Source organism: Raineyella antarctica (assembly GCF_900092135.1).
GTDB classification, from domain to species: Bacteria; Actinomycetota; Actinomycetes; order Propionibacteriales; family Propionibacteriaceae; genus Raineyella; species Raineyella antarctica.
This window is the reverse complement of sequence record NZ_FMYF01000003.1, coordinates 70,640-95,852: the sequence shown is the minus strand read 5'-3', so window position 1 is coordinate 95,852 and position 25,213 is coordinate 70,640. Positions and strand designations below refer to the sequence as shown.

The window sequence follows — 25,213 nt, the reverse complement described above, 5'->3', positions numbered from 1 at the left end:
AGGGCCTGCCGTGAAACGGAGGAGGGGTGGGTGCGATGCGCACCCACCCCTCACCTGTCCGCTTTCCGCCATGGCTTCCGCAGCTTCCGCAGCGGTCACCCTCGGATCGGCCACCTCACCCGACGGTGACCTTCTCGGTCTGCCGGTTCTCGTCGGGCTCGACCACCCCGGCGCCATCCGGGTCGTTGCGGTAGCGACGGATCGCGATGGCGATCGTCGCCGCCCAGACCAGCAGGATCAGCAGGTACACCGGTCCGGTCGCCGCCGTCGGCGCGTCGAACGTCCGCAGCAGGGTGCGGGTGTTGGTCAGGATGATGATCCCGCCGACCAGGACGCCGAGGACCTGGGCCGGTACCCGGCTCACCAGCCAGGCGGCCAGCGGTGCCGCGAACAGGCCGCCGATGAGCAGGGCCAGCACGATCCGGAAGTCGATGCCGGCCGTACCGAGCCCGATGATGAAGCCGAGGCTCGCAGCCACCGACACCAGGAACTCGGAGGTGTCCACCGAACCGATGATGGTGCGCGGGGACGTCTTGCCGGCGCTGAGCAGGGAGGTCGTGGTCACCGGACCCCAGCCGCCGCCACCCGTGGCGTCGACGAAGCCCCCGACCAGTCCCAGCGGGACGAGGAACCTCGTACCGTGCGGGGACTTGCGCGCCGCCGCGACCTGCGGTGGGCGGATCGCGAAGCGGCCCAGGATGTAGACGCCCAGGCCGCCGAGGAGGACGGCCATCACCGGCTTGGCGAGGTCGGTGGAGATGTTGGAGAGCACGGTGGCGCCGAGGAACGCGCCGACGGCCCCGGGCAAGCCGATCTTGGCGACCAGGCGCCAGTCCGTGTTGCCGAGCTTCCAGTGCGAGGCTCCGGAGGCCAGCGTGGTGCCGATCTCGGCGAGGTGGACGGAGGCGGAGGCGGCTGCCGGGCTGAGGCCGACGACCAGCAGCAGGGTGCTGGACGTGACGCCGTAGGCCATGCCGAGCGATCCGTCGATGAGCTGGGCGGCGAAGCCGACGATGGCGAGGAGGACGAGCTGTCTCATGGGTGGTGTCTTCCGGTGAAGGGCAGCAGGGGGCCGCTGCGGTGTCGGTGGGGAGTGACTGGGCGATCAGTCGTGCGACACCGGCATTCGACACAACACACCCACCGTGACCCGCTGTCGACGGCCCACGCGACGAATCCCTTGTGAATCGGCAGGAATGCTGTACATGGCAGGGAGCTTATGTGATCAATAAGGAAAAGTGAAACTCTGGCGGCGTGATTCGTGCCACTCGGGGCACCGGAGGCGATGAGTCGTACGTCCTTCGGCCGTCGATACGCGGCGCGGTGCGTCGCCCAGCCGTACGTTCCGTCGAGTCTGGGGTGGTTCGGCCGTACGTTGTGCCTGCATCGTACGACCTCGGCGGTTCGGCACCGGTACTGGTGGCCGGTGGTTGCCTGCGGCATCATCGGGACGGTTGTGACCGCCCACCGGAAGTGAGGACCATGTCCACGTACGAGAACATCCTTGTCGAGACCCGGGGCGAGGTGGGCCTGATCACGCTCAACCGACCCAAGGCCCTGAACGCGCTCAACAACGCCACGATGCTCGAGGTCGTCGCCGCAGCTGAGGCCTTCGACGCGGATCCGGCCATCGGCTGCCTGGTGCTGACCGGTTCGGCGAAGGCCTTCGCGGCCGGGGCCGACATCAAGGAGATGGCCGACCGGTCGTCCGTCGACATGGATGCGGCTGACTGGTTCGCGGGTTGGGACGGGCTGACCCGGGTGCGCAAGCCCCTGGTGGCGGCAGTTGCTGGCTACGCGCTGGGCGGGGGCTGTGAGCTGGCGATGATGTGCGACCTGATCGTCGCGGCCGACACTGCGAAGTTCGGCCAGCCCGAGATCAACCTCGGCGTGATCACCGGGATGGGTGGCTCCCAGCGGCTCACCCGGGCGGTGGGCAAGGCCAAGGCGATGGACATGATGCTGACCGGGCGGATGATCGACGCCGAGGAGGCCGAGCGCTCGGGCCTGGTCTCCCGGGTCGTTCCCGCCGACGAGTTGCTGGACCGGGCGATCGACGTGGCGACCCTGATCGCCTCCCGCTCCCAGGTCGCCAGCAGGGCGGCCAAGGAGGCCGTCAACACTGCTTTCAGCACCACGCTGGAGCAGGGGGTGCTGCACGAGCGGCGCCTGTTCCATGCGCTGTTCGGGTCCGAGGACCAGAAGGAGGGGATGGCCGCCTTCGTCGAGAAGCGCGAGCCGACGTTCCGCCACCGCTGAATTCGTCGCCCGTGCCTCCCCGCTGGGGCGTCGAAGATCTCTCCACCGCTCGCTGCCGCCGAACGCCCGTACGGGCCGACCCGGTGAGGATCGACCCGTACGAGGTGGTTCCGGTGGTGCGACTCGGCGTGTTGCCGAGGGGAGTTCGATCAGACCGCAGCGGCGGCCGCGAGGACGTGGCGCTTCTCCAGCTCGGCCACGTTGTGGGCGACGGCCTTCTTGCCCAGCGGGTAGATGAAGGCCAGGGCCAGGGCGACACCGATGTAGACGATGCCGGGGACCAGGGTGGACAGCATGTAGATGCCGTGCAGGGTGCTCTGTGCCTGCTCGACCGGGGGCTGGCCCTTGGCGACCGACTGGTAGCCGATCCAGCCCAGTGCCCAACCGCCCAGGCCGCCGGCGATGGCCTGGCCGAGCTTGCGGGCCCAGGAGTAGATGGCGTACACGGTGCCGTCGTCGCGCTCGGTGGTGCGGACCTCCTGGTAGTCGATCACGTCGGTGATGAAGGCCCAGATGAGGTAGTTGAACGTGGCCAGCGCGAACTGGGCGACGGCGAACAGGACGATGAAGGCCGTCGGGTTGTGCTGCAGGTTCAGGAAGTACATGACGATGTTGGTCACGCCGCAGAGCAGGGTGACGGCGACACCGACCTCCTTCTTGCCGAACTTGGTTGACAGCCAGGGGGCGATGCCCAGCAGCAGCAGGGTCGGAGCCAGGCCGGCGAAGCCGGCGACGGACTGCAGGTTCTTGGAGTTGAAGTAGTCCAGCCACAGGTAGCCGGTCATGGCGCTGGTCAGCAGGTTGGCGACGAGCAGCAGCAGGGCGGCGATGACGATGCCGATCATGGCGCGGTTCTTGGCCAGCGAACCGAGCATCTTGCCGAAGCTCTGGCGCTCACTGGCTGCCTTGACCGGAGGCTGCACGCGCTCGGCCACGTTGACGTAGCAGAGCAGGTAGAAGACGACCGACAGAACGGCGCAGGCGATCGCGGCCCAGGTCATCCGACTTCCGGACAGGACGGCCTTGACGGCACCGTTCGGCTCGACCCGGTCGACGTAGACGACCAGGGGCAGCACGACCTGGATCACCAGGACGGCCAGGGTTGCGCCGGTGGAGCGGAAGACCGAGAGCGCGGCGCGGTGCTCGGGCTTGTTGGAGATCACCGAGGCCATCGAGCCGTACGGGATGTTGATCAGCGAGTAGAACATCGAGCCCCAGAGCACGTACGAGATGGTCATCCAGAGCAGGCGGCCGGTGTAGGACCAGTCCGAGATGAACGACATGTACATGAGGGCGGAGGAGAGCGCCACCGGGATCGCGAAGATCTTGATCCAGGGCCGGAACTTGCCATCCTTGCGGGGCTTGGACAGGTCAACGAGGCGGCCGACGGCCACGTCGACGAATGCATCGACCAGGCGCACGACCAGGAACAGCGTGCCGACGTGGGCCGGCTTGATGCCCATGATGTTCGTGTAGAACAGCATGAAGAACATCATCTGGAGAATGAAGGAGAAGTCGTTTCCGAAGTCTCCGAACATGTAGCCCAGCTTGTCGCGGATGCTGAAGGGCCGCACCGTCTTGGCCGGACTGGCCACCGTGCCGGTCGCGATTGTTGTCATGACTCACCTCGTCGTTGGGATGTTGTGTCTGCGCCGCACGGGCCTGGTGGCCTGCGGCGTTCACAAGATGAGCGTGACACACGGGTGACGGACGAGCGGGTTTGTTGCACGAGCTTGCGTGCACGTGCGAGGGGCGCTTCAGGCACAGCCAAGGACTGCCCGTGGTGGAGCCACGAGACGCGCAAGGAAGCGCGGCTCAGCGGAGTCGGCAGAAGGCGTCGACCTGGGCCGTGCGGCCCGAGACGATCAACTCGTCACCCTCGTGGATCAGGGTTTCGGGTACGGCGTACACGAAGTCCTGCCCCGTCCGTTTGACACCGACGATGGTGACATTGTTCCTCGTCCGCACCAACGTCTCGCTCAAGGGCTTGTCCCAGGTGAGCCGTGGCGCCTTTGTCCGGGCGATGGCGAAACCGTCCTCGAACTCGAAGTAGTCGATCATGTAGCCGGCGGCTGCATGGGCGACGCGCCGACCGGTCGATCTCTCCGAGTAGACGACGTGGTGCGCGCCGATGCGCTCGAGGATGGCGCCGTGTTCGCGGGTGGCTGCCCGGGCCCAGATCTCCTCCACGCCGATCTCGGTGAGCGCCAGCACCGTCATGATGGACAGCTCCACCTTGCTGAGCGCCACGATCGCCTTGTGGATGTCGCGGATGCCGATCTGGTCCAGTGCCTCGCGATCGGACGGATCCATCTCGATGACATGGGTGAACTCGTCGGCATAGTGGACAACCTGGGCGTGGTCGTCGGTGATGGCGATCACCGGGACGTTCAGTTCTGTCAGCGCACGGGCGGTTGCCGAACCGAACAGGCCCAGCCCCACGACGAGGACCGTCTCGTCATTGTCGTGCCGGTCTCGTGATCTACCCAACAATTGGCTGCTCCTCCGGGAGTAGGTAATGGCGATGGTGTGCACGGACGGCGAGGGCAGTGGCGACGGAGATCGTCCCCACGCGACCCAGGTACATCAGCAGCATGAGGACGACCAGGGACCCGGAATGCAGCTGGGCCGTGATTCCCATGGACAGGCCGACCGTCCCGAAGGCGGAAATGGTCTCGAACAGGACCTGTTGGAGGCTGAACGGCTCGAGAGCAACGATCAACGCTGTTGCCAAGGCCACGGTGACGATGCCCAGCATGACCACGGTGAGCGCGGAACGCTGTACGGCGGTAGGAATGGCGCGGTGTGCGACGATGACCTGCTCCTCTCCCCGCAGTTCCGCCATCACACTGGCGAGGATGATGCCGATGGTCCCGACCTTGATGCCGCCGGCCGTGCCTGCGGAGCCGCCGCCGATGAACATCAGGACGTAGTAGAGCCCGAGGGTGGATTCGTCCGCCGCACCGTAGTCGATGGAATTGAAGCCGGCGGTCCTGGGGAAGACTCCGCCGGCGAGACTGGCCAGCAGCCGGTCACCGAGTGGCATCGGACCCAAGGTGAGCGGATTGTTCCACTCCGCCAGCGCGAAGATCAGCGTGCCCCCGACAAGCAGCGTGACGGTGCCGTAGATGGTCAACCGGGTATGCGCCGACCAGGCCCACCGGCCTTGCCGTCGCCACCGCCTGCCGACCTCGAAGAGGACCGGGAAGCCGAGACCACCGACGACGATGGCCGCGCAGATAGGGAGGATGATCGCCGGAGCGCCCACGAACCCGATGAGGTTGCTGCTGAAGAGGGCGAACCCGGCGTTGTTGAACGCTGAGACGGAGTGGAAGACCCCGTACCACGCAGCCATGCCCCAGGAATCGGCGTGGGAACGGAATCCCCAGGTCAGCACTGCTGCCGTGACCAGCTCCGCCCCGAGCATCACGGCCGCGATCCGGGCGGGCAGGCGCAGCGCGTCCGACAGGCTTCGCTGGTGCAGTTCCTGGCTGGCGAGCAGCGATCCGTGCAGCGAGAGGTGACCGGTGGTGAAGAGGGTGAGGATCGTGGCCAGCGTCACGATGCCGAACCCGCCGACCTGGATCAACAGCAGGATCACGACCTGCCCGAACGAGCTCCAGTAGGTCGGCGTGTCGACCGTGACCAGACCGGTGATGCAGATGGCCGAAACAGCAGTGAAGGCCGCATCGATGAGATCGGCTGATCGGCGCGTGACGGTGGCGACGGGCAGCATCAGCAGCGCGGTCCCGAGCGCGATGGCGGCCAGGTACGCCGCGGGGATCACCCGCGCGGGATGACCGAGCCATCGGACCAGGCGCACGAGAGGATAGTAGGCCCCGCTCGTCGCTTCCTACGAGGGATTCGGTTGCGCGTCGTCGGCCGTCCGTCATGCTGTGGGAACGAGCCGTCTGTGGTTGAGCACAGATGCCGCCTGGAACCATGGGTGTTGGTGGTCGCGGTGAGCAGCGGCGACCCGGTGAAGGAGGCCTCCGATGACCGATACTCCGGCTGCCACGTTCTCCTGGGACGGGCTCGGCACCTACAAACAGGAGGGGCGCTTCCTCGAGGGCTACCCGCCCGACGAGCGCACCTTCTTCGCGCCGCGGGACAACCTGCACGGGCTGCTAGTGGCCCTGCTCGGCACCGCGCAGCACTCGATCGTCGTCAACATGTTCGGCTATGACGACGACGAGCTCAACGCGATCATCCAGGAGAAACTCGCCGACGAGAAGATCTACGTCCAGATGAGCCTCGACCGCAGCCAGGCCGCCGGTGTCCACGAGAAGGAGATCCTCCAGCGCTGGCAGAACGACGCGTTCGGCAACAGCATCGCCATCGGGACCAGCTCGGTCCACAGCGCCATCTCCCATCTCAAGGTCGTCATCGTCGACGGCGTCTACACCGTGAAGGGGTCGACCAACTGGTCCCTGTCCGGGGAGCAGCAACAGGACAACGAGCTCAGTCTGAGCCGGAACGCCGTCATCGCCGCGGAGACCCGAGCGATCCTCGACCTGAACCACGACTTCATGCTGAAGCAGATGGCGGGTACGAAGCTGAACGTCGTCCCTCTCATGGCGCCGACGACGCCGGACCAGATGCCGCCGCTGCCGCCGGCTCCGCGCAGTGCGACGCACTCACGTACGACTACGCCGGCTGCTCCGGCCACCGTGCCCCCGACCGGCGGGGAGGCAGACGGCTGACCTTTCGCGAACCCGCTCGTTGGGATCGTCCTCGTGGGCAGGCAGTGACGATACCCGCCATCCGGCCCATGACCTTACGTCGCGGTCTACCTGGGCAGCACGTAGTGATAGACGAGGAGGTAGTGGAGGAGCGCGGCCACGACCACCAGGACGTGCCACAACTCGTGGAAGCCGAAGATGCCGGGCCACGGGTTCGGTCTTTCGATCACGTAGACCACGAAACCAAGGGTGTAGACCACTCCTGACGCCGCCATCAGCGCCAACGCGCCGAAGGGCTCCTGCGCAGCCGTGCCCACGAGGATCGCCGTCACCCAGCCGAGGGCGATGTACAGGGTGTTCGTGACGTACTTCGGTGTCTGCCGCCAGACCGAGCGCAGGACGATCCCCAGGACCGCTATCGTCCAGACCCCGCCCAGGACCGTCCAGCCGTACACATTGCGGAACAACACCAGCACGAGCGGAGTCACCGAGCCCGCGATCAGGAGGAAGACCGAGTCGTAGTCGAGCGTGCGCAGCACCTCGTTCACCCGAGGGCTCGCGTCGATGCCGTGATGCAGGGTGCTCACCACGAACAGCGCCACCAATGACAGGCCGTAGACGCCCAGCGAGACGATCTTCCAGGGGTCACCCTGCACACTCGCCTGGGCCAGCAGGAGTCCCGCGCCCACCAGGGCGAAACACGCCGCCGCCAGATGAGAGACGGCATTGAACCGTTCGTCGGTCACGTGGACGCTGCCGTCCCTGCTTCGCACCTCTGACTCCACCGACCAGCCTTCTCCCGGGACACGGATCTCGACGCATCCTTGCACTCCGCGGCCGGGAGGACGCACCACCACCACCGACAACGAGCCCGGTCGATCTCGGCACCACACAAACAACGCCTGAATCCAGACAACTGGATCCAGGCGTTCGTGACGTCGTGTCACATCCATCTGGTCGGGGTGACAGGATTTGAACCTGCGGCCTCTTCGTCCCGAACGAAGCGCGCTACCAAGCTGCGCCACACCCCGTCTGCCTTGTCAGGCAGTCATAACGTGCCCCTGCGGGCACTAGAAGACTGTAGCGCAAAGTTCGCGAGGTGCGAAATCGGCGGCCGGTCCGGAGTCGGATCAGGTCTGACGGGGGAGGACGGTCAGCAGCGTGGCCTCCGGCGGGCAGAAGAAGCGATAGGGCGCGAACGGTGAGGTCCCCAGTCCGGCGGACACGTGCAGGGCCGCCGTCCTGCCGGACGCGCTGTGCGAGGACAGGCCCTTGGCCCGGGCAGTATCGAGGTCGCAGTTGGTCACCAGCGCCCCCTTGACGGGCAGGCAGACCTGGCCGCCATGGGTATGGCCGGCCAGCAGCAGGTCCATGCCGTCGGCCGTCATCGCGTCGAGCACCCGCGCGTACGGGGCGTGGGTGACCCCGACGTGCAGGTCAGCGGTCGGGTCGGCCGGTCCGGCGAGCGAGGCGTACTCGTCGCGGCCGATGTGCGGGTCGTCGGTCCCGCGGAACTCGATCCGATGGCCGGCCACCTCCAGGGTGGCCGCATGGTTGTTGAGGTCGACCCAGCCACGGTGAAGGAAGCGGTGGCGCAGCTCCTCGGTCGCCAGTTGGGCGCGCTCCTCGACCTTGTACGAGCTGGGCCCCTTGACCACGTAGTCGGCCGGGTTCTTCATCACCGGACGGACGTAGTCGTTCGAACCGAAGACGAACACACCGGGCTTGTCCAGCAGTGGACCCAGGGAACTCTCCAGCACGGCGAGGGCGGTGTCGGACGACAGGCTGTCCCCGGTGCTGACGACCAGGTCGGGCTCGAGCGCCGCGAGCTCGGCGATCCAGTGCTGCTTCTTGAGCTGGGAGGGCAACAGGTGGATGTCCGAGACGTGCAGGATCCGCAGCGGCGCCGCGCCCGGGGGCAGTAGCCGAGCGGTGAACCTGCGCAGCCGGAAGTCGGTCAGCTCGATGAAGTGGGCGTACGCCAGACAGGAGGCGCCGAACGCGGCGCCTCCGAGGACCGTGCCGCCCACCACCCGTCGCCACCCCGGCCGGGTGGCCGTGGTGGTCCGCCCACGGGGCATGTCAGTTCCCGCCCGTGGGTGTCGGTGTCGGGGAGGGGGAGACGTCGGTTCCGGTCGTCGGGGTGCCGACCGGCGCCGGACCGGCGGACAGCAGGAGGTTGACCGTCGAGCCGCGGGGGGCCTGGCTCTCCGGGGTCACGCCCAGCAGTGTTCCGTACGCCGCGCTGTCATAGACGTACGTCTCGCCGACCTTGAAGCCGGCACCCTCCAGGGCTGCGCGCGCCTGGTCGGGCTGCATGTCGACCAGGCCACCGGGCAGGTCGACCATGTCGCCGGCCTGGGCCTGCGCCTTGGCGGCGGCGAAGGAGGTGGCCGGCTTCCCGGCCAGCCCGGCGGTCATCGCCACCTTGTAGATCCGCCCCGCGTCACCTGAGCCGGAACCGGTCAGGACGGTGCCCGAGGCCGGCAGCCTGATGCCCTTCAGCGTCTTGTTCCGACCGTTCCAGTAGCTGCTGGTCTTGTCGATCGCGATCATCGACACACCGGCCAGCTCGGGGGTGTAGCCGACGAACCAGACGGCCTGGTTGCTGTCGGTGGTACCCGTCTTGCCGGCCTGGTCGGTGAATCCGTCGACGCGTGCCGGGCGTCCGGTGCCGTTCGCGGAGACGCCCTTGAGCACCTGGTTGACCTTGGCGGCCGTGTCCTCGTCCACGGTGCGCTGGCAGTTCCCGTTGGGGGTGGCCAGCGGCTTGCCGTCGGCGGTCGTCATCGACGCAATGACCCGTGCGTCGCAGTGGATGCCGCCGGCGGCGAACGTCGCCATCGACTCGGCCATCGAGACCGGCGTCACCTCGGCCACGCCGAGCACGAACGACGGGTTGCCGCTCATCTGCTGCACGATGTCCTGGCCGGTGGCCATCTCGACCCCGGTCTTCTGCGCCATCTTGGTGGCGTTGCAGATGCCGGTGTCGCGGATCAGCTGGACGTAGAAGGTGTTGACCGACCAGTCGGTGGCCGTCTGCAGGTCCATCGAGGGCGCCGATCGGGTCGAGTTGGCGACCAACCACGGCTCACCCAGCACGAACGAGCCCTTGCACGAGGTGAACCGGGTGCCCTGGAACTGCATCGGCGAGTTGGCGGGATAGGTCTTGTTGAGCGGGATGCCCTTCTCGATGGCGGCCGCGAGGGTGAAGATCTTGAACGTCGAACCGGCCTGGTAGCCCTCGGCGCCGCCCATCGCAGCGGGGGCGTTGTAGTTGTAGAAGGTCTCCCCGGCCTTGCTGCCCATCGCGCTGCGGCTCTGCGCCATCGCCTGGATCTCACCGGTGCCGGGCTTGACCATCACCATCGTCCCCAGGGCCGGGTCCTTGGGGGCCACGACGTTGTTGACGGCGTTCTGGGCGCTCAGCTGCACCTTCGGGTCGATGGTCGTACGGATCGTCAGTCCGCCGCGGTCCAGCAGGGTCTGGCGGTCGTCCTTGGTCGCGCCGAGGGCGGGGGAGGCGAGCAGCTCCTGCCGGGCGTACTCACAGACGAATGGGTACGGACTGGAGGCGCAGCCGTTGCGGGTCGGGGTGATCGAGTTTGCGTCGAACTTCGTCTGCTTCGCGGCCAGTGCCGCGTCATGCTCGTCCGGGTGCAGCTCGGCGATCCGGTCCAGCACGGTGTTGCGGCGTTCGATGGCCGCCTGCGGATGGAGCCGGGGGTTGTAGGCGTCGGGGCTCTGCACCAGACCGGCCAGCATGGCCGCCTCGGGCAGGGCGAGGTCCTTGGCGGACTTGCCGAAGTAGTGCCGGGCCGCGGCCTCCACGCCGTACGCCCCGTCGCCGTAGTAGGCGATGTTCAGGTAGCGCTCCAGGATCTGGTCCTTGCTCAACCGCTGCTCCAGGGCGATGGCGTAGCGCATCTCCTGGATCTTGCGGGCGTAGGACTTCTCCTGGGCGGCCTTCACCCCGGAATCGCTGCCACTGGCCAGCGCGTTCTCGATCTGGACCATCTTCACGTACTGCTGGGTGATCGAGGACCCGCCCTGGGTGGACCCGCCGGCGCTGTTGCGCAGGAAGGCGCGGAAGGTGCCCAGGACGTCGATCGGCCCGTGCTCGTAGAAGCGGTGGTCCTCGATCGCCAGCTGGGCCTGCTGCATGACCGGGGCGATCTCGGACATCGGGACGTAGATGCGGTTCTCCGCGTAGAAGGTCGCCAACCGCGACCCGTCGGCCATCAGCAGGGTGGACCGTTCCGCCTGGGGCGGCGTCTCGAGCTGGGCTGGGAGCTCTCCGAGGCCATTGGCGACGCCGCGGACCGTGGTGGTGGCCACGCCGACGCCGGGCATGATGAATCCAGCGCTGAGTACCCCGATGAGGATGCTCACCACCAGCATCGTCAGGAGAGCCTGCGCACGACTTCCGGGGGGTGGGTTATCCGACACGTTCAAAGCCTACGTGAGTCGGGGAAGCCACCCAACGGACCCGCCGACGGGAGGGGCGATCCGATCCGGATGCGCCGGTGGGTGGCACGACCCGGCCGATTGCGACACGTGGGTGAACGACAGGTGGGCCCCGATTCAGTCCTGCTGCGGTTCAGGTTACGATTGCCGGAGTAACACCACTGGGGGAACTGGTCACCTCCTTCCTGACAGCCTTTCCTGCGGCAAAGACGCGCCGGAGGGGCAGGGAGAGGACCGGCACGCCGGTGGTGGTACCGCAGGGAGGGCGGGGCCTCCCCGGTGAGCAACAGCCGCACCGCTCCAACGACGGATCGAAAGGCGGAGTTATCGTGACCGCACTTGTCGGTGAAGACTGGGCAGTCCACGCCAACTGTGGAGGTCGTTTCGACGAGCTCTTCGCGGAGGGTGCTGCCCAGCGCAAGGCCCGAGGCATCTGTATGGGGTGTCCGGTCCGGGTGGAATGCCTGGCCGAGGCCTTGGACAACCGGATCAACTGGGGCATGTGGGGCGGCCTGACCGAAAGGGAACGCCGCAAGATCCTGCGCGAGAACCCCGAGATCACCGGTTGGGGCGACATCCTTCGTGCCCACGATGGCAAGGTCCCCGGGGGCGCGCGCCACGCCGTCCGTAGCGAGACCGGCGCCTGAGCCGAGCAGGGCTGTAGCCGACGGGCCGGCGCAGGTCGGCCCGTCCTCAGTTCGCGGACAGCTCCAGGTACTCGAGCTGTGCCCGCACGGTGAGTTCCGCCGCACGCTGGGTGTCCCCGACCAGGTCGCCGTAGACATGGTCGACGATGGCCGCGACCGAGGTGTGCCCCGCGGCGTACGCCCGCCGGATCTCGTCCAGCCGCTCCAGCCGATGGGTCCGGTAGCGTGCGATGCGTTCTGCCGGGTCGTGGACGATGGGGCCGTGGCCGGGCATCAGCCGGGTGATCGAGTACTGCTCCACCAGCCGCGCCATCTTGTCGAGGGTGGCCAGGTACTGGGCCAGGTTGCCGTCCGGCCAGACGATCTGGGTGGTGCCGCGGCCCAGGATCGTGTCCCCGCAGAACATCATGTTCCCGCTCGGAGCGGACACGATGAAGCCGATCGAGTCGCTGCTGTGGCCGGGCAGTGTCGCGCACACCACGGCCATCCCGCCGACCTCCCCGCGCTCGCCGTCGCGCAACGGGTCGGCCATGGAGATCTGGGGGTCCAGGGCGCGGATGGAGCACCCCGTCCACTCGGCCAGTCGGCTCGCGCCGCCGACGTGGTCCAGGTGACCGTGGGTGATCCAGATCTCCTCGATGCCGTCCGGACAGGCCGCGCGGACCCGCGACAGGTGCGCGAAGTCGTCCGGCCCGGGATCGATCACCACCGCCGGGGTGCCGTTGGTGCCGGGGAGCACCCAGGTGTTGGTGCCCTCCAGGGTGAGGGCACTCGGGTTCGGGACCAGGAGGCGGATGGGCTCGGTCACAGGTGTTTCCTCACGTCGCCGACGTACGTCGGGCACGGGGGTGGAGGGCCGGCGGGCCCAGGGGGCGTCGGCTCAGCTGACGGTGACGGTGAGTTCGACCTCGACCGGCGCGTCGAGCGGCAGGACGGCCACGCCGACGGCGCTGCGGACGTGCTGGCCGGCCACGCCGAACAACTCGCCGAGCAGGTCACTGGCGCCGTTCGCGACGCCGGCCTGGGCGGTGAAGCCCGGGTCGCTGGCGACGAACACGCAGACCCGCAGCACCCCGGTGATCGCATCCGGGCCGCCGGCCACCGAGGAGGCCGCGGCGAGGGCGTTCAGTGCGGCGGTCCGGGCCAGGTCGTACGCCTGCTCCGGGCTGACCTCCGCGCCGACCTTGCCGGTCGCGGGCAGCTTGCCGGCCACCAGCGGCAGCTGGCCGGACGTGGTCACCTGCGCGCCCTGCCGCAGCGCCGGGACGTACGCCCCCACGGGGGTGGCGACGGCCGGTAGCTCGAGCCCCAGCTCGGCCAGACGGGTGGTGACCGACATCACGAGGCCTGTACCGGGCGCTTCAGGTAGGCCACCAGGTTCTCCGGGTTGGGGCCCGGGACGACCTGGACCAGCTCCCAGCCATCGGAGCCCCAGGTGTCGAGGATCTGCTTGGTCGCGTGCGTCAGGACGGGCACGGTCACGTACTCCCACTTGGTCATACCGTCACCCTAGCGGCCCCGGCAGCCCTCCGGGACCTCCCGGTACGCCGTTCGGTACGCCCTCAAGGGACGTCGAAGGCCACGGCTCGGGGCCGTGACCCGACGACCGCCGCGGTGGGACGGTGACGGGGTCAGCGGGCTCGGCGGCTGACGCGCTCCATGTCGAGGATCGTGACCGAACGGGGCTCGAGTCGGATCCAGCCGCGGGCGGCGAAGTCGGCGAGGGCCTTGTTGACCGTCTCGCGGGAGGCGCCGACGAGCTGCGCGAGCTCTTCCTGGGTCAGGTCGTGGTGCACCAGGGTGCCCTCGGGACGCTGCTCGCCGAAGCGGCCGGACAGGTCGACGAGGGCCTTGGCGACCCGACCCGGGACGTCGGAGAAGACCAGGTCGCTGACCGAGTCGTTCGCATGGCGGAGCCGACGGGCGAGCTGCGCCATGATGCCCTGGGCCACCTGTGGGTAGTCCTTGAGCCAGGTGACGAGGTCCTCGTGCTCCAGGCAGCGCAGTTCCGTCGCGGTGACCGCGGTGGCGGTCGTCGAGCGGGGGCCGGGGTCGAAGACCGACAGCTCGCCGAACATCTGGCCCGGGCCGAGGACCTCGAGCAGGTTCTCCCGACCAGTGGAACCGGTGCGCCCGAGCTTGATCTTGCCCGACACGACGACGAACAGCTGGTTGCCGGAATCGCCCTCGTGGAAGAGGACGGCGCCGCGACTGAGCCGGATTGTCGACATCGTGTGCGCCAGCGCACTGGTCGCCTCACGGTCGAGTCCTCGGAACAGAGGGGCCTGCTTGAGCACTTCCGGGTCCACGATTCCTCCTGCAGCGGCCACTAGTACAAGGAGCAGCCTAGCTGGCTCCCGTGTGAGGTGTCCCACCAGGTGAGGCATCCAGGCCACTATCGACCTCGCGCTAAGCTGACCGGCATGACTGCGCGCGCTGCACGGGAGGACCGCGAGTCCGGTACCGCCCTGGTCCGGCGCGCACGCCGGATCGACCGCATCCTGGCGCAGACGTATCCCGATGCGCGCTGCGAACTGGACTTCGCCTCCCCCTGGCAGCTGCTGGTCGCCACGATTCTGTCCGCCCAGACCACCGACAAGCGGGTCAACCAGCTCACCCCGGGCCTGTTCACCCGCTGGCCCGACCCGGCCGCGCTCGCCGGCGCGGATCGTACGGAACTGGAGGAGACCCTGCGACCGCTCGGCTTCTACCGGGCCAAGACCGAGACCCTGATGCAACTGGGACACCGGGTTCTCGCCGACTTCGACGGCGAGGTGCCACGTACGCTGGCCGATCTGGTGACGCTGCCCGGGGTCGGCCGCAAGACCGCCAACGTCGTGCTGGGCAACGCGTACGGGGTGCCCGGCATCACCGTGGACACCCACTTCGGCCGGCTGGTGCGGCGCTTCGGCTGGACCACGGAGACCGACCCGGACAAGGTCGAGGCAGCCGTGGCGGCGCTCTTCCCGCCCAAGGACTGGGTGATGCTGTGCCACCACGTGATCTGGCACGGCCGGCGCCGCTGCCATGCCCGCCGTCCCGCCTGTGGCGCGTGCCCGGTCGCGGCACTCTGCCCGGCGTACGGCGAGGGTGAGACCGATCCGGTCAAGGCGGCCGCGCTGGTCCGCGAGCCGCGGGGATGAACGGCCTGGAACCGAGGGGACGAGGATGACCACACGACAGGGACCTGCGCAGCGGGGCCGTCGGCTCGTCGCCGTCGCCGCGATGGCGGCGGCGGTCCTGGTGCTGGCCGGCTGTGCGGGTACCGAGCCGGTACGTCCGATCGAGTCCTCGGCCGCGCCCTCGAGCGGCATGGCCCCGGTGGCGGCGCCGACCGCTGACCTGTCCGGCAGGCGCGCCGAGCTGGGTATCCGGGCGTGCCCCGCCGCCGGCTCCGGGACCGCGGTCCCGGAAGGCCTGCCCTCGGTGGCGACGCCGTGCCTGGACGGGTCGGGTGCGGTGGACCTGTCGACGCTGCGTGGGACGCCGATGGTAGTCAACCTGTGGGCGACCTGGTGCGGTCCGTGCCGCCAGGAGGCGCCGTTCCTGGCCGAGGTGTCGGCCGGCATGAGCGGGAAGGTGGAGTTCCTCGGGGTCGACGTCGCGGACCCGGACCCTTCGGCGGCGCTGGAGTTTGCTGGCCGTGAGGGCTGGACCTACCCGCACGTCGCCGATCCGGATCGCCGGTTCTCCGCCGGTCTCGGCGTGGCGGGCCTGCCCCAGACCCTGCTGGTCGACGCCGACGGGAAGATCGTCTACCGGCACGCCGGAGCGCTGACGTCCTCCGACCAGTTGCGTGGCCTGGTCCGTGACCACCTCGGCGTCGGCTGAGCGTCCGGAGCGGGGAGCCCTGCGCGTACAGTGGCGACGTGCCCGACCAGACCCCAGACGTCGAGGGGCCCGACTTCCTCGACGATGCCGCCGACAGCCCTGAGCACCCCCTCCCGCTCACCGGCTACCCCCGTGAGCTGGGGGAGCGGGACAGCGAGCTCGACGAGCGCCCGGCCGCACAGCAGCTGCTGCCCACCCACCTGCACCAGCTCGAGAAGCGGCTGCAGGACCCGCACACCATGGACCGGATCCTGGTCGACCGGGCCGGACAGGGGGGACGGCGCGCGGCGGTCCTGGCGCTGTTCGACACCCGACCCCCGGGCGGCCGCCTGCTGTTCGTGGAGAAGGCGGCTCACCTGCGTCGCCACGCCGGCCAGATCGCGTTCCCCGGCGGCACGTGGTCCGAGGGGGACGAGGGACCGGTGGGGACCGCCCAGCGCGAGGCGGGCGAGGAGGCAGCCGTACGCCCCGACTCGTTCCGGGTGCTGGGAGTGCTACCGACGGCGCACGTGGCGGTCAGCGGCTTCGACGTGACCACCGTCATCGCGTGGTGGCACACCCCGCACCCGGTCCGGGTGAACGACCCCGGCGAGATCGCGGCCCTGCACGAGGTGGAGGTACGCCGGCTGGTGCAGCCGGAGAACCGTGCCCGGGTCGCCTATCCCGGTGGCCGGTACGGTCCGGCATTCCTGATCGACGAACTCTTCATCTGGGGACTGACGGCCCACCTGGTCGATGCGATCATCGACCTCGCAGGCTGGACCATGCCATGGGACCACAGTCGCGTGCTGGACGTGCCGCGGCGCTTCGGACGCGACCGCAACCCCGGCCACTGAGCCGCTGATCCACTGGCCACGGATCCACCGGGCTCGGATCCTGTCGATCCCACGGATCCTCCGGGCCGGGAACGGCGAAGGGCCCCGCCTTGCAGCGGGGCCCTCGAACGTCGTGGGGGGTCAGAGCTTGTCGGCCCCGACCCAGACCTCGCCGGACTTCTCCGCCTTGCGGGCGATCGCCTCGGTGTCGGCCTGAGCCTTGCCGCGGGCGACGGCGGCCTTGGTGGCCTGGACAGTGGTGGACGCCTCGTCGATGGCCTGCGTCGGGGCCATTCCGTTGCGGGTCGCCTTGCGGATCCGGCCGAAGCCGACCAGTGCGAGCAGCGCGGCGAGGATCAGGAAGACACCGCCGATGGTGAGGAAACCCCACGCCGGTCCGGCCGAGTACTCACCGCGGCTGTAGGCGACCGCCAGACCGAAGCCGGCGGCCGTCATCAGGTGGGTCAGCGCCAGGACACCGAAGACGCCAGCGGCCGCGAACATTCCTCCGCCGATGCCGAGGTTCTTCGCCTTCGGCATCATCTCCGCCTTGGCGAGGTCGATCTCGTCGCGGACGATGGTCTTCACGTCGTCGGTGATGTTCTTCAGCAGGTCACTGATGGGTTCGGCCATGGCTGGTATCTCCTGCAGGTGCTGCGGCGGGCTGGACGAAGCTCTTCGGGCACCACAGGGATGCCACTAGCCCAGAGCGTAGTGCCTCCCGCGCCTGTGGGGAGCGTGCCGGGCCGTTTTCTGGGCACGCCGGTCCTGAGCGGAGCGAGCAGAGCCGGCCGCTGTCGGTGCCGACTGCAACAATGTCTGCGACACGAGGGGGAACTGTGGGGCGACTCGCCGAATTGAGCATGCGTAACCGGGCGCTGATCGCGCTGGTCACCGTCTTCGTCCTGGCGTTCGGGATCATCAGCACCGGACAATTGCGCCAGGAGCTGATCCCGCGCATCTCGGTGCCCGTCGCAGTGGTGTTCACCTCCTATCCGGGGGCGTCCCCGGCGGTGGTCGAGCAGCGCGTCACGATCCCGATCGAGCAGGCCGTCGCCTCGTTGCAGGGGTTGGACTCCAGTACGTCCGAGTCCTCGGCGGGCTCCTCGATGGTGACCCTGCAGATGCGCTACGGCTCGAACATGTCCTCGGTCCAGCAGGACGCCAAGGCCGCGATCTCACGGGTGGAGGGCATCCTCCCCGACGGGGTCAGCACCCAGGTCTTCACGGGCAGCATCGACGACCTCCCGGTGGTCCAGCTGGCCATCGCCGACGATACCTCGGCCGGCGAACTGGCCGAGCGGGTCAACACGCTGGTCGTGCCCGAGATGGAGAAGATCGACGGCGTACGGGCGGTGAGCGTGGCCGGCGCGCCCATCCCGGAGGTGCTGGTCGACGTCAACGCCGATCGGCTCGCAGCCGAAGGCCTCACCGTCGCCCAGCTGCAGCAGGCCATCGGTGGATCGGGCACGCCCGCCGCCGGCGGTTCACTCGTCTCCGGAAAGAACGACCTCACCGTCGCCGTCGGTCAGCGGTACGGATCGGCCGCCGACGTGGCAGCGGTGACCCTGGCCGGGCCGACCGGCGATGCGGTCCGGGTGGACCAGGTGGCCAAGGTCACCGACCGGGAGGCGCCGGCGCCCTCGCTGGCGCGGACCAACGGGCGCGAGAGCCTGTCCCTGTCGATCACCAAGACCCCCGACGGGAACACCGTCGAGATCTCCGGGCAGGTCCGTGAGCGGCTCGCACAACTGGACGCCGCGCTGGGCCATGGCGCCCGGACCACTGTCGTCTTCGACCAGGCGCCGTTCATCTCCGACTCGATCCACAACCTGCTGGTCGAGGGCGGTCTGGGCCTGTTGATGGCCGTCGTGGTCATCCTGCTGTTCCTCGCCTCCGTCCGCCCGACCCTGGTCACCGCGGTGTCCATCCCGGTCTCGGTACTGATGGCCCTGATCGGGATGCGAGTGGCCGGCTACTCGCTCAACATGCTCACCCTCGGGGCGCTGACGATGGCGATCGGCCGGGTGGTCGACGACTCGATCGTCGTGATCGAGAACATCCAGCGCCACCTGGGCGAGGGACAGCGCAGGCAGGAGGCGGTGCTGGTCGGCGTACGGGAGGTCGCCACTGCCATCACGGCCTCGACCCTGACGACGGTGGCGGTCTTCCTGCCCCTTGCCCTGGTCGGCGGCCAGGTCGGCGAGCTCTTCCGGCCCTTCGCGATCACCAGCTCGCTCGCCCTGCTGGCCTCTCTGCTGGTGGCCCTGACGATCGTGCCGGTGCTGGCGCACTGGTTCCTGCCGGAGCTGGACCGCAGCCACGTGACGGCGTTGGAGAATGCTGCCGGCGAGCCCCGCCGTACGCCCCTGCAGCGCCTCTACCTGCCAAGCCTGGGGGCGGCGGTGCGCCACCCGTGGGTGACCGTCGTGATCGCCGTGGGACTGCTGGGGCTGTCCGGCGCGATGGTTCCCCGGCTGCAGACGAACTTCCTCGGTGATACCGGACAGAACACGCTGACGGTCACCCAGGTCTTCACCCCGGCGCTGAAGCTGTCCGAACAGGACCGGCAGGCACGGGTCGTCGAGGAGACGATCCAGGCCGTGCCCGGCATCGACACTGTCCAGACGACGATCGGTGGGGGTGGCGCCGACTCGCTGTTCACCGGCGCGGGCGCAGACCGGGCGACCTTCTCGCTGACGACCGATCCGGCGGCCGACCAGGTCGCGGTGCAGCAACAGGTCCGCGACGCCGTCGATGGCCTGGACGCGGTGGGTGAGGTGAGCGTGTCGGCGCAGGCCGGCTACGGCACCACCACCATCGACGTCACCGTGTCAGCCCCGGACACCGCGCGTCTCCGCGAGGCCACCACCACCATCCACCAGCGGCTGGTCGGGGTCGAGGGGGCTGCGGCGGTGACCGATACCCTGGCCGCCGACCGGTCCACCGTCGTGGTGGAGTTGGATCGGACGAAGGCTGCCGAGAAGGGCGTGACGGAAGCCGCCGTGGCGGCCACCGTTCGGGCAGCACTGGCTCCCCAGCAGGTCGCCCAGGTGGAGACCGACGGGGTCACCAAGGACGTGGTGATCAAGGTCGGGGACGCTCCGGTCGGCCTTGACGAGCTCCGTGACCTGGAGGTTCCGGCCGTCTCCCTGGCGGCAGCTTCCGTCACGCCCGGCGGTGGACTGGCCGGTACGGGCGCCGGTACGGCTGGTGACCCTGGGGCGATCAGTGCCGCGGCTGCGGGCGGTGCTCCGGGTGCGGGCTCGGCCGCGGCGGGGTCGGCAGGCTCGGTCGCGGCGGGATCGGCAGCCTCTGCCTCCGCTGCCACGGGGGCCACGACCGCCAAGCTGGGCGATGTCGCGGAGGTGCGCCAGGAACAGGTCGCCACGTCCATCTCGCGCGTCGACGGTCGACGAAGCGCGACGGTCCAGGTCACGCCGGCGGGCAGCGACCTCGGCGCGGTGACCCGCGCGGTGAACGACGAACTGGCGGCCACCACCTTGCCGGCCGGTGTCAGCACGACGGTGGGCGGTGTCAGCGCCGACCAACAGCAGGCGTTCAGCCAACTCGGACTGGCGCTGCTGGTGGCGGTGGCGATCGTGTACGTGGTGATGGTCGCGACGTTCAAGTCCTTGGTCCAACCGCTCATCCTGTTGGTCTCCATCCCGTTCGCGGCGATCGGTGGGGTCGCGGCGCTGCTCCTGACCGGGACGCCGCTGGGGGTTCCGTCACTGATCGGCTCGCTGATGCTGGTCGGGATCGTGGTCACCAACGCGATCGTTCTGATCGACCTGATCAACCAGTACCGCGACCGGGGGCGCCCGATCGACGAGGCGGTGCGGGAGGGGGCCCGGCACAGGCTGCGGCCGATCGTGATGACGGCGCTGGCAACCATCCTCGCGATGGTGCCGATGGGACTGGGAATCAGCGGTGGCGGCCTGTTCATCTCCCAGCCTCTCGCGATCGTGGTGATCGGAGGGTTGGTGTCCTCGACGCTTCTGACGCTGATCCTGGTCCCTGTGCTCTACACCCTGCTCGAGCGCTCGGCTGAGGGCCGTGCGGAACGTCGCTATCGACGGCTCGCCACCCACCTGGCCCCCGACCTGCCCGAGGGCTGAGCGCGGGCGGGACCGGTGGATCACCAGTCGGTCACCAGTGCAGGTGGATCCCGATCGTGACCGAGGGCTCGGCGGCCTGGCGGTCGGGGTCGGGCCACGCCTTGCGGCACTCGATCCGGTAGGGCAGCTTCACCTCGTGTCCGCGGGCGATGTCGTCGAACAGCATGCCGACGTCGGCCAGCAGGTTCCGGTGGGCGGTGTCATCGAGCTTCTGCACCGGTAGGCGCCGCTCGACCATGGCCAGCAGGGTCCGACGGTCCACCGGCACCCAGAGCCGGAAAGCCTTCGCATCGGTGGCGACGAACCAGCCGTCCGCGAGCAGCTCCTCCTCGGTGGGGCCCGTGGTCGTCGAGGTCATGGCAGTGGGGTCATGGGTCTGGATCAGGGCGGCGAGTCGCCGTACCCAGGGGACGGTGTCGTCGCGCGTGGTCCGCAGCAGGGCGAGGTGGCCGCCGGGGCGCAACACCCGGACCGCCTCCGGGAAGACCTCGGGGATATTGGGGCGGTCGTCGGCGATGGTGATGGCATCGAACCACCGAGGCCGGAACGGCATCTGGGTCGGCCGGGCCCGCAGGATGGTCGCGGCTGCCACTCGGGTGGCGATGAGTTCGGCCGTGGCGGCGTCGGTGGTGATCCCGAAGACCCGATGACCCTCGCTCACCAGGTCGCGGGTGAAGGCGCCCTTGCCGCTGCAGAGGTCCAGCACCCGGGAGCCGGCCTCCGGGAGCAGCCACGCCATGGCAGAAGCCGGGTGAAGGGTGCGCGGGGAAGGCATGGACCAACTGTAGGGCGACCGAGGGCATGGGCCCGAACATGCTGCGAGACCCGCCGGGGGCGGGTCTCGCAGGACACCTCATACCAGGGGATCAGGCGCTCGTGCCGTGTCGTACCAGACGGCTGTGCCGGTGGCTACGTCCTTGGTGACGGTCGATCTTGGCGTGGGTTCCTGGCTGTGGTGCGGGGTTGTACCTTGCTCAATTCATACCAGTTGGGCCTGTGGTCAGGGAAGGGTTTCGCTGTGATTCCTCGCACCGTGGGGACTCCTCGTACCTTCGAGACTCCTCGTACCCTGGTTGACCGATGCGATCCGCGCGGAGGATGCACGGGTCGCGCCAGATCGTCCACAGCGGTGTACGCCTTGCCCCGGTTGTCCACAGGGACCGGCCGATCGGCCGAGCATCCCTCCGAGCGATCCACCCTGCCGGCATGAGTGTCGCTCCTGGCCCGACCCGTGCCCTCGATCCCGCCCGCGCCCTCGACCCTCTCATGGACCCCGGCGCTCGCAACGGGCCGCGCCTGCTTCCCGTCCCGTCCCCTCGACTGCCGTTGCCGCGGCGTCGCGCATCCGCCGGCATCGCCAGGAGCGCATCGACGGTGATGGTCGGCGAGCGTGCGGACCTGGTCCGGGCGGTGGAGTCGGTCACCGCCACCCTCGCCTCACCGGCCCCCCAGACACTGCCGGCCGCCCACCTCCCTGCGCGTTGGGGGACCGCGGCGACGATTCTGGTCGGGATCGATGCGGCAGCGGTGGTGGCGGACCTGGGACTGCCACCGCGCTCGGGGGTGCACCTGCTGGGAGGCGAGGAGGACCTGGCCGAGCTCGGGCGCTGGTCCGGACCGATAGGGGCGAGCCTGATCGTGGTTCCCCGCGATTCGGCGCTGCTGGGTCGCGCCCTCCAGGGCGGTCGGGTACCAGACGCGGCCCGCACCGTGGCGGTGGTCTCTGGTGGTGGCGGGGCAGGTGCCTCGACCACGGCCGCCGGGCTCGCCGGAGCAGCCGCCCTCGACGGGCACAGCGCCGTACTGGTCGACCTGGATCCGTGGGGAGGTGGACTGGACCTGTTGGTCGGCGCCGAGGGGCGGCCCGGTTGGCGGTGGGACGATCTGGCCCGGGCCCGGGGCGGCCTGGGATCCCTGACCGGCCGCCTCCCGGGAAGCGAGGGCGTCGACGTGGTCACCATGGGACGCTCCGGACACCAGCGGCTACCCGACGAGGAGGCGGTGGACTGCGTGCTCGCGGCTGCCCGCGCCTCGTACGACCTGGTCGTGCTCGACGTGGCGCCCTCCCGTCCGTGGGTGGAGCACCTGGCCCGGGCTGCCTCGGCCCTGCTCGTGGCGGGCCCCGGGATACGGCAGGTCGCCGCCGCGCGGCAGGTGGCCATCGATTGCGCCGAGGACGGGCTCGATCTCTGGGTGGTGGCCCGGGTGGGGCCCGGTGCGGGAGCCGAACCGGTCAGCGGACTCGCGGGAGAGGCGCTCGAGTTGCCGGTCGCCGGAACGATTCCCCACGACCGGCGGCTGCCGTTGGCTGCCGAACGGGGCGATGCCCCCTGGCGGGTTGCCCGCCGGGCCTGGACCCGGGCCTGCGCCCAGGCGCTGGCGCAGACCGGCGCCTTCGAGTCGGGCAGCGGGGCACTGCGGTGACCGGAATGGTGGACCTGGACCGGCTCCGGCCGACCTTGGCCGGCCTCGGGCACGCGCCGACGACCGCCGATGTTGCTGCGGCGATGCGCGAGGAGGGCTTCGTCGTCACCGACGCCCTGCTCTACGACGCGGTGGAGAGGCTCCAACGGGAGGCCACCGGGGCCGGGGTGCTCGAGCCGCTGCTGCGGATCCCCGGGGTCACCGACGTGCTCGTCAACGGTGCCGACCAGGTCTGGATCGACCGGGGCGGCGGCCTGGAGCGCGTGGACCTGGGTCTCGGCTCGGAGGAGGACGTTCGCCGACTGGCGCTCCGACTTGCTGCCCGGGTCGGTCGCAGACTCGATGATTCCGCGCCCTACGTGGATGCCCGCCTGCCTGACGGCACCCGCGTCCATGCAGTGCTCGGATCCGTGGCGGATCCAGGGACCTGCATCTCGCTGCGGGTGCCGAGCAGGCGGCGCTTCACCATGGCAGACCTGGTCGATCGCGGGACGCTGGTGGCCTCCGCCGTCCCGCTGTTCGAGGGCCTGATCGCGCACCGGCTCGCGTTCCTGGTCTCCGGCGGAACCGGTTCGGGCAAGACCACGGTCCTGGGCACGCTGCTGGGCCTGGTGCCCGCCGACGAGCGCATCCTCGTGGTGGAGGACTCCCGGGAGCTCGACCCGCCGCACCCCCACGTCGTGCGGCTGGAGGGCCGCCCGGCCAATGCCGAGGGCAGCGGGTCGCTCGCGTTGGCCACGCTGGTGCGCCAGGCGTTGCGGATGCGACCCGATCGGGTCGTCGTCGGAGAGGTCCGGGGGGCGGAGCTCTGCGACCTGCTCGCCGCCCTGAACACCGGTCACGAGGGAGGGTGCGGCACCGTCCATGCCAACTCGGCAGCCGACGTGCCGGCCCGGCTGGAGGCACTGGCCGCGCTGGGTGGCCTCGGGCGTGCCGCGACGCGCGCCCAGGCGCTCTCGGCACTGGACGCCGTGGTCCACCTGCGCCGGGACGCCGGTGGACGGCGCAGGATCGCCCAGATCGGCATGTTCGCTCGCGATCGGGAGGACGAGATGTGCGTACGTGAGGCGCTCTCCTTTCCCGGCGACGGCCGGCTGGTACGCGGGCCGGCCGCCGAGGAGTTCCTGGCCAGGATCGGCCGATGAGCGCCGTCCTCTGGGCGCTCGCCGCCGCGGCAGCGATCGCCCGGTGGTGGGGGCCGATGCCCGCCCCCGCGCTTCCGCGACTGGTCGATCAACCCGTGGCGGCTTCTCGACAGGTGGAGCCCCGACGGCGCCCACGGCGTTGGCTCGCGCTGGCCGGTGGCGCGATCACGCTGGTGGCCGCATGCACGGCCCTGGGTGGGGCGACCATCGGTCTGCTGGTGACCGTGGCGCTGCTCGTCGGGGCCACGGCCGTGACTCTGCTGCGATCGCGGCGCGCTGGGCAGCGCCGGCAGGCGGCAGAAGCCGAGGTCGCCCGGGCGTGCTCGCTCCTCGCCGCGGAGGTGCGCGCCGGACGACCACCCGAGTCAGCGGTCGAGGTCGTGGCGGCGGACTGTCCGGTGCTGGCCCCGGCGGCCGGTGCCCTGGCCGTCGGTGAGGACGCGGTGCGGATCTGGGCGGTACAGGCCACCGGTGCAGGGCACGGCGGCCTGGAGGCCCTGGCCAGGGCCTGGGCGGTGTCACGGGCCTGCGGAGCACCGATGGGACCCGCCCTGGACCAGGTTGCCCGGGCACTGGAACAGGACGCCGAGGTCGGGCGCACTATCCGGGGCGAGCTCGCCTCCGCGCAAGCAACCGGCCAGTTGATGTCGGTGCTGCCCCTGGTCGGGATCGGCCTGGGCTATACGATCGGTGGCCACCCCTTGGACTTCCTGCTGGACGACAGGATCGGCCAGGCCTGCACGCTCGTGGCCACCGTCCTGGCGTGCGCAGGCACTCTCTGGACCCATGCACTGGGGCGCAGGCCGGCGCGGGGAGGCTGAC

General features: G+C 69.6%; 23 protein-coding genes and 1 tRNA gene. 10 read left to right on the top strand and 14 right to left on the bottom strand.

What is annotated here, in order from left to right; translation table 11 throughout:
- Positions 1-115: 115 nt before the first annotated feature.
- Positions 116-1,039: a sulfite exporter TauE/SafE family protein gene (locus tag GA0111570_RS05255; protein WP_092607416.1), complete on the bottom strand. Its 924-nt coding sequence runs from the start codon at positions 1,037-1,039 to the stop codon at positions 116-118.
- A gap of 443 nt (positions 1,040-1,482) precedes the next feature.
- Between GA0111570_RS05255 and GA0111570_RS05250 the strand changes: the two genes are divergently transcribed.
- Entirely contained in the window at positions 1,483-2,259 is a 777-nt protein-coding gene (locus GA0111570_RS05250) for an enoyl-CoA hydratase (RefSeq protein ID WP_092607413.1), read from the top strand.
- A 149-nt stretch (positions 2,260-2,408) separates the two neighbouring features.
- On the opposite strand, the gene GA0111570_RS05245 is transcribed toward GA0111570_RS05250, so the two are convergent.
- The 3 genes from GA0111570_RS05245 to GA0111570_RS05235 all read right to left on the bottom strand — a co-directional run bounded on the left by GA0111570_RS05245 (position 2,409) and on the right by GA0111570_RS05235 (position 6,082).
- Complete coding sequence (locus tag GA0111570_RS05245) at positions 2,409-3,878, bottom strand: MFS transporter (RefSeq protein ID WP_092607410.1); 1,470 nt, start codon at positions 3,876-3,878, stop codon at positions 2,409-2,411.
- Between the two features lie 196 nt (positions 3,879-4,074).
- A complete protein-coding gene (locus GA0111570_RS05240) occupies positions 4,075-4,749 on the bottom strand; it encodes a potassium channel family protein (protein ID WP_092607407.1) in 675 nt (224 codons plus the stop codon).
- Entirely contained in the window at positions 4,742-6,082 is a 1,341-nt protein-coding gene (locus tag GA0111570_RS05235; RefSeq protein WP_245703031.1) for a TrkH family potassium uptake protein, read from the bottom strand. The genes GA0111570_RS05240 and GA0111570_RS05235 overlap by 8 nt, the downstream gene beginning before the upstream one ends.
- A gap of 172 nt (positions 6,083-6,254) precedes the next feature.
- Between GA0111570_RS05235 and GA0111570_RS05230 the strand changes: the two genes are divergently transcribed.
- Positions 6,255-6,962, top strand: a complete 708-nt coding sequence (locus GA0111570_RS05230; protein WP_092607404.1) for a phospholipase D-like domain-containing protein — start codon at positions 6,255-6,257, stop codon at positions 6,960-6,962.
- Between the two features lie 86 nt (positions 6,963-7,048).
- On the opposite strand, the gene trhA is transcribed toward GA0111570_RS05230, so the two are convergent.
- From trhA to GA0111570_RS05210, 4 genes are all read right to left on the bottom strand, one after another.
- A complete protein-coding gene (gene trhA, locus GA0111570_RS05225; RefSeq protein ID WP_175557338.1) occupies positions 7,049-7,714 on the bottom strand; it encodes a PAQR family membrane homeostasis protein TrhA in 666 nt (221 codons plus the stop codon).
- 181 nt (positions 7,715-7,895) lie between these two features.
- A tRNA-Pro gene (locus GA0111570_RS05220) sits at positions 7,896-7,972 on the bottom strand.
- A gap of 99 nt (positions 7,973-8,071) precedes the next feature.
- Positions 8,072-9,022: a metallophosphoesterase gene (locus GA0111570_RS05215; RefSeq protein WP_092607398.1), complete on the bottom strand. Its 951-nt coding sequence runs from the start codon at positions 9,020-9,022 to the stop codon at positions 8,072-8,074.
- 1 nt (position 9,023) lies between these two features.
- A complete protein-coding gene (locus GA0111570_RS05210) occupies positions 9,024-11,342 on the bottom strand; it encodes a penicillin-binding protein (protein WP_092607395.1) in 2,319 nt (772 codons plus the stop codon).
- A 395-nt stretch (positions 11,343-11,737) separates the two neighbouring features.
- Here GA0111570_RS05210 and GA0111570_RS05205 point away from each other — a divergent pair, with 395 nt between their 5' ends.
- On the top strand, positions 11,738-12,055 hold the full coding sequence (locus GA0111570_RS05205) for a WhiB family transcriptional regulator (RefSeq protein WP_092607392.1): 318 nt from the start codon (positions 11,738-11,740) through the stop codon (positions 12,053-12,055).
- 46 nt (positions 12,056-12,101) lie between these two features.
- On the opposite strand, the gene GA0111570_RS05200 is transcribed toward GA0111570_RS05205, so the two are convergent.
- The 4 genes from GA0111570_RS05200 to GA0111570_RS05185 all read right to left on the bottom strand — a co-directional run bounded on the left by GA0111570_RS05200 (position 12,102) and on the right by GA0111570_RS05185 (position 14,364).
- A complete protein-coding gene (locus GA0111570_RS05200) occupies positions 12,102-12,863 on the bottom strand; it encodes an MBL fold metallo-hydrolase (protein WP_175557336.1) in 762 nt (253 codons plus the stop codon).
- Positions 12,864-12,935: 72 nt separating this feature from the next.
- Positions 12,936-13,394, bottom strand: coding sequence for a RidA family protein (locus tag GA0111570_RS05195; protein WP_092607386.1), 459 nt, complete (start codon positions 13,392-13,394; stop codon positions 12,936-12,938).
- Positions 13,394-13,555, bottom strand: a complete 162-nt coding sequence (gene sp36, locus GA0111570_RS17615) for a Sp36 family protein (protein WP_092607383.1) — start codon at positions 13,553-13,555, stop codon at positions 13,394-13,396. The genes GA0111570_RS05195 and sp36 overlap by 1 nt, the downstream gene beginning before the upstream one ends.
- 131 nt (positions 13,556-13,686) lie before the next feature.
- Positions 13,687-14,364: a Crp/Fnr family transcriptional regulator gene (locus tag GA0111570_RS05185; protein WP_092607380.1), complete on the bottom strand. Its 678-nt coding sequence runs from the start codon at positions 14,362-14,364 to the stop codon at positions 13,687-13,689.
- A gap of 114 nt (positions 14,365-14,478) precedes the next feature.
- On the opposite strand from GA0111570_RS05185, the gene nth reads away from it, so the two are divergent.
- Genes nth through GA0111570_RS05170 form a run of 3 tightly spaced genes read left to right on the top strand, consistent with a single transcriptional unit; the run spans position 14,479 to position 16,722 of the window.
- Positions 14,479-15,198 carry an endonuclease III gene (gene nth / locus GA0111570_RS05180; protein WP_092607377.1) on the top strand — a complete coding sequence of 240 codons (720 nt, stop codon included), beginning with the start codon at positions 14,479-14,481 and terminating at the stop codon, positions 15,196-15,198.
- A gap of 25 nt (positions 15,199-15,223) precedes the next feature.
- Entirely contained in the window at positions 15,224-15,886 is a 663-nt protein-coding gene (locus GA0111570_RS05175) for a TlpA family protein disulfide reductase (RefSeq protein ID WP_175557334.1), read from the top strand.
- Between the two features lie 38 nt (positions 15,887-15,924).
- On the top strand, positions 15,925-16,722 hold the full coding sequence (locus GA0111570_RS05170; protein ID WP_092607371.1) for an NUDIX hydrolase: 798 nt from the start codon (positions 15,925-15,927) through the stop codon (positions 16,720-16,722).
- Positions 16,723-16,842: 120 nt separating this feature from the next.
- On the opposite strand, the gene GA0111570_RS05165 is transcribed toward GA0111570_RS05170, so the two are convergent.
- Complete coding sequence (locus GA0111570_RS05165) at positions 16,843-17,334, bottom strand: phage holin family protein (RefSeq protein ID WP_092607368.1); 492 nt, start codon at positions 17,332-17,334, stop codon at positions 16,843-16,845.
- Positions 17,335-17,564: 230 nt separating this feature from the next.
- Between GA0111570_RS05165 and GA0111570_RS18025 the strand changes: the two genes are divergently transcribed.
- Positions 17,565-20,822, top strand: a complete 3,258-nt coding sequence (locus GA0111570_RS18025; protein WP_245703046.1) for an efflux RND transporter permease subunit — start codon at positions 17,565-17,567, stop codon at positions 20,820-20,822.
- A 31-nt stretch (positions 20,823-20,853) separates the two neighbouring features.
- On the opposite strand, the gene GA0111570_RS05155 is transcribed toward GA0111570_RS18025, so the two are convergent.
- The gene (locus tag GA0111570_RS05155) at positions 20,854-21,597 is read right to left on the bottom strand and encodes a class I SAM-dependent methyltransferase (protein WP_092607365.1); all 744 of its coding nucleotides are present in this window, start codon (positions 21,595-21,597) and stop codon (positions 20,854-20,856) included.
- A 431-nt stretch (positions 21,598-22,028) separates the two neighbouring features.
- On the opposite strand from GA0111570_RS05155, the gene ssd reads away from it, so the two are divergent.
- Genes ssd through GA0111570_RS05140 form a run of 3 tightly spaced genes read left to right on the top strand, consistent with a single transcriptional unit; the run spans position 22,029 to position 25,212 of the window.
- Positions 22,029-23,246, top strand: coding sequence for a septum site-determining protein Ssd (ssd, locus tag GA0111570_RS05150; RefSeq protein WP_175557333.1), 1,218 nt, complete (start codon positions 22,029-22,031; stop codon positions 23,244-23,246).
- A 5-nt stretch (positions 23,247-23,251) separates the two neighbouring features.
- Positions 23,252-24,391 carry a TadA family conjugal transfer-associated ATPase gene (locus GA0111570_RS05145; RefSeq protein WP_092607359.1) on the top strand — a complete coding sequence of 380 codons (1,140 nt, stop codon included), beginning with the start codon at positions 23,252-23,254 and terminating at the stop codon, positions 24,389-24,391.
- On the top strand, positions 24,388-25,212 hold the full coding sequence (locus GA0111570_RS05140; protein WP_092607356.1) for a type II secretion system F family protein: 825 nt from the start codon (positions 24,388-24,390) through the stop codon (positions 25,210-25,212). Before GA0111570_RS05145 ends, GA0111570_RS05140 begins: the two co-directional genes overlap by 4 nt.
- The last annotated feature ends 1 nt before the right edge of the window (position 25,213 follow it).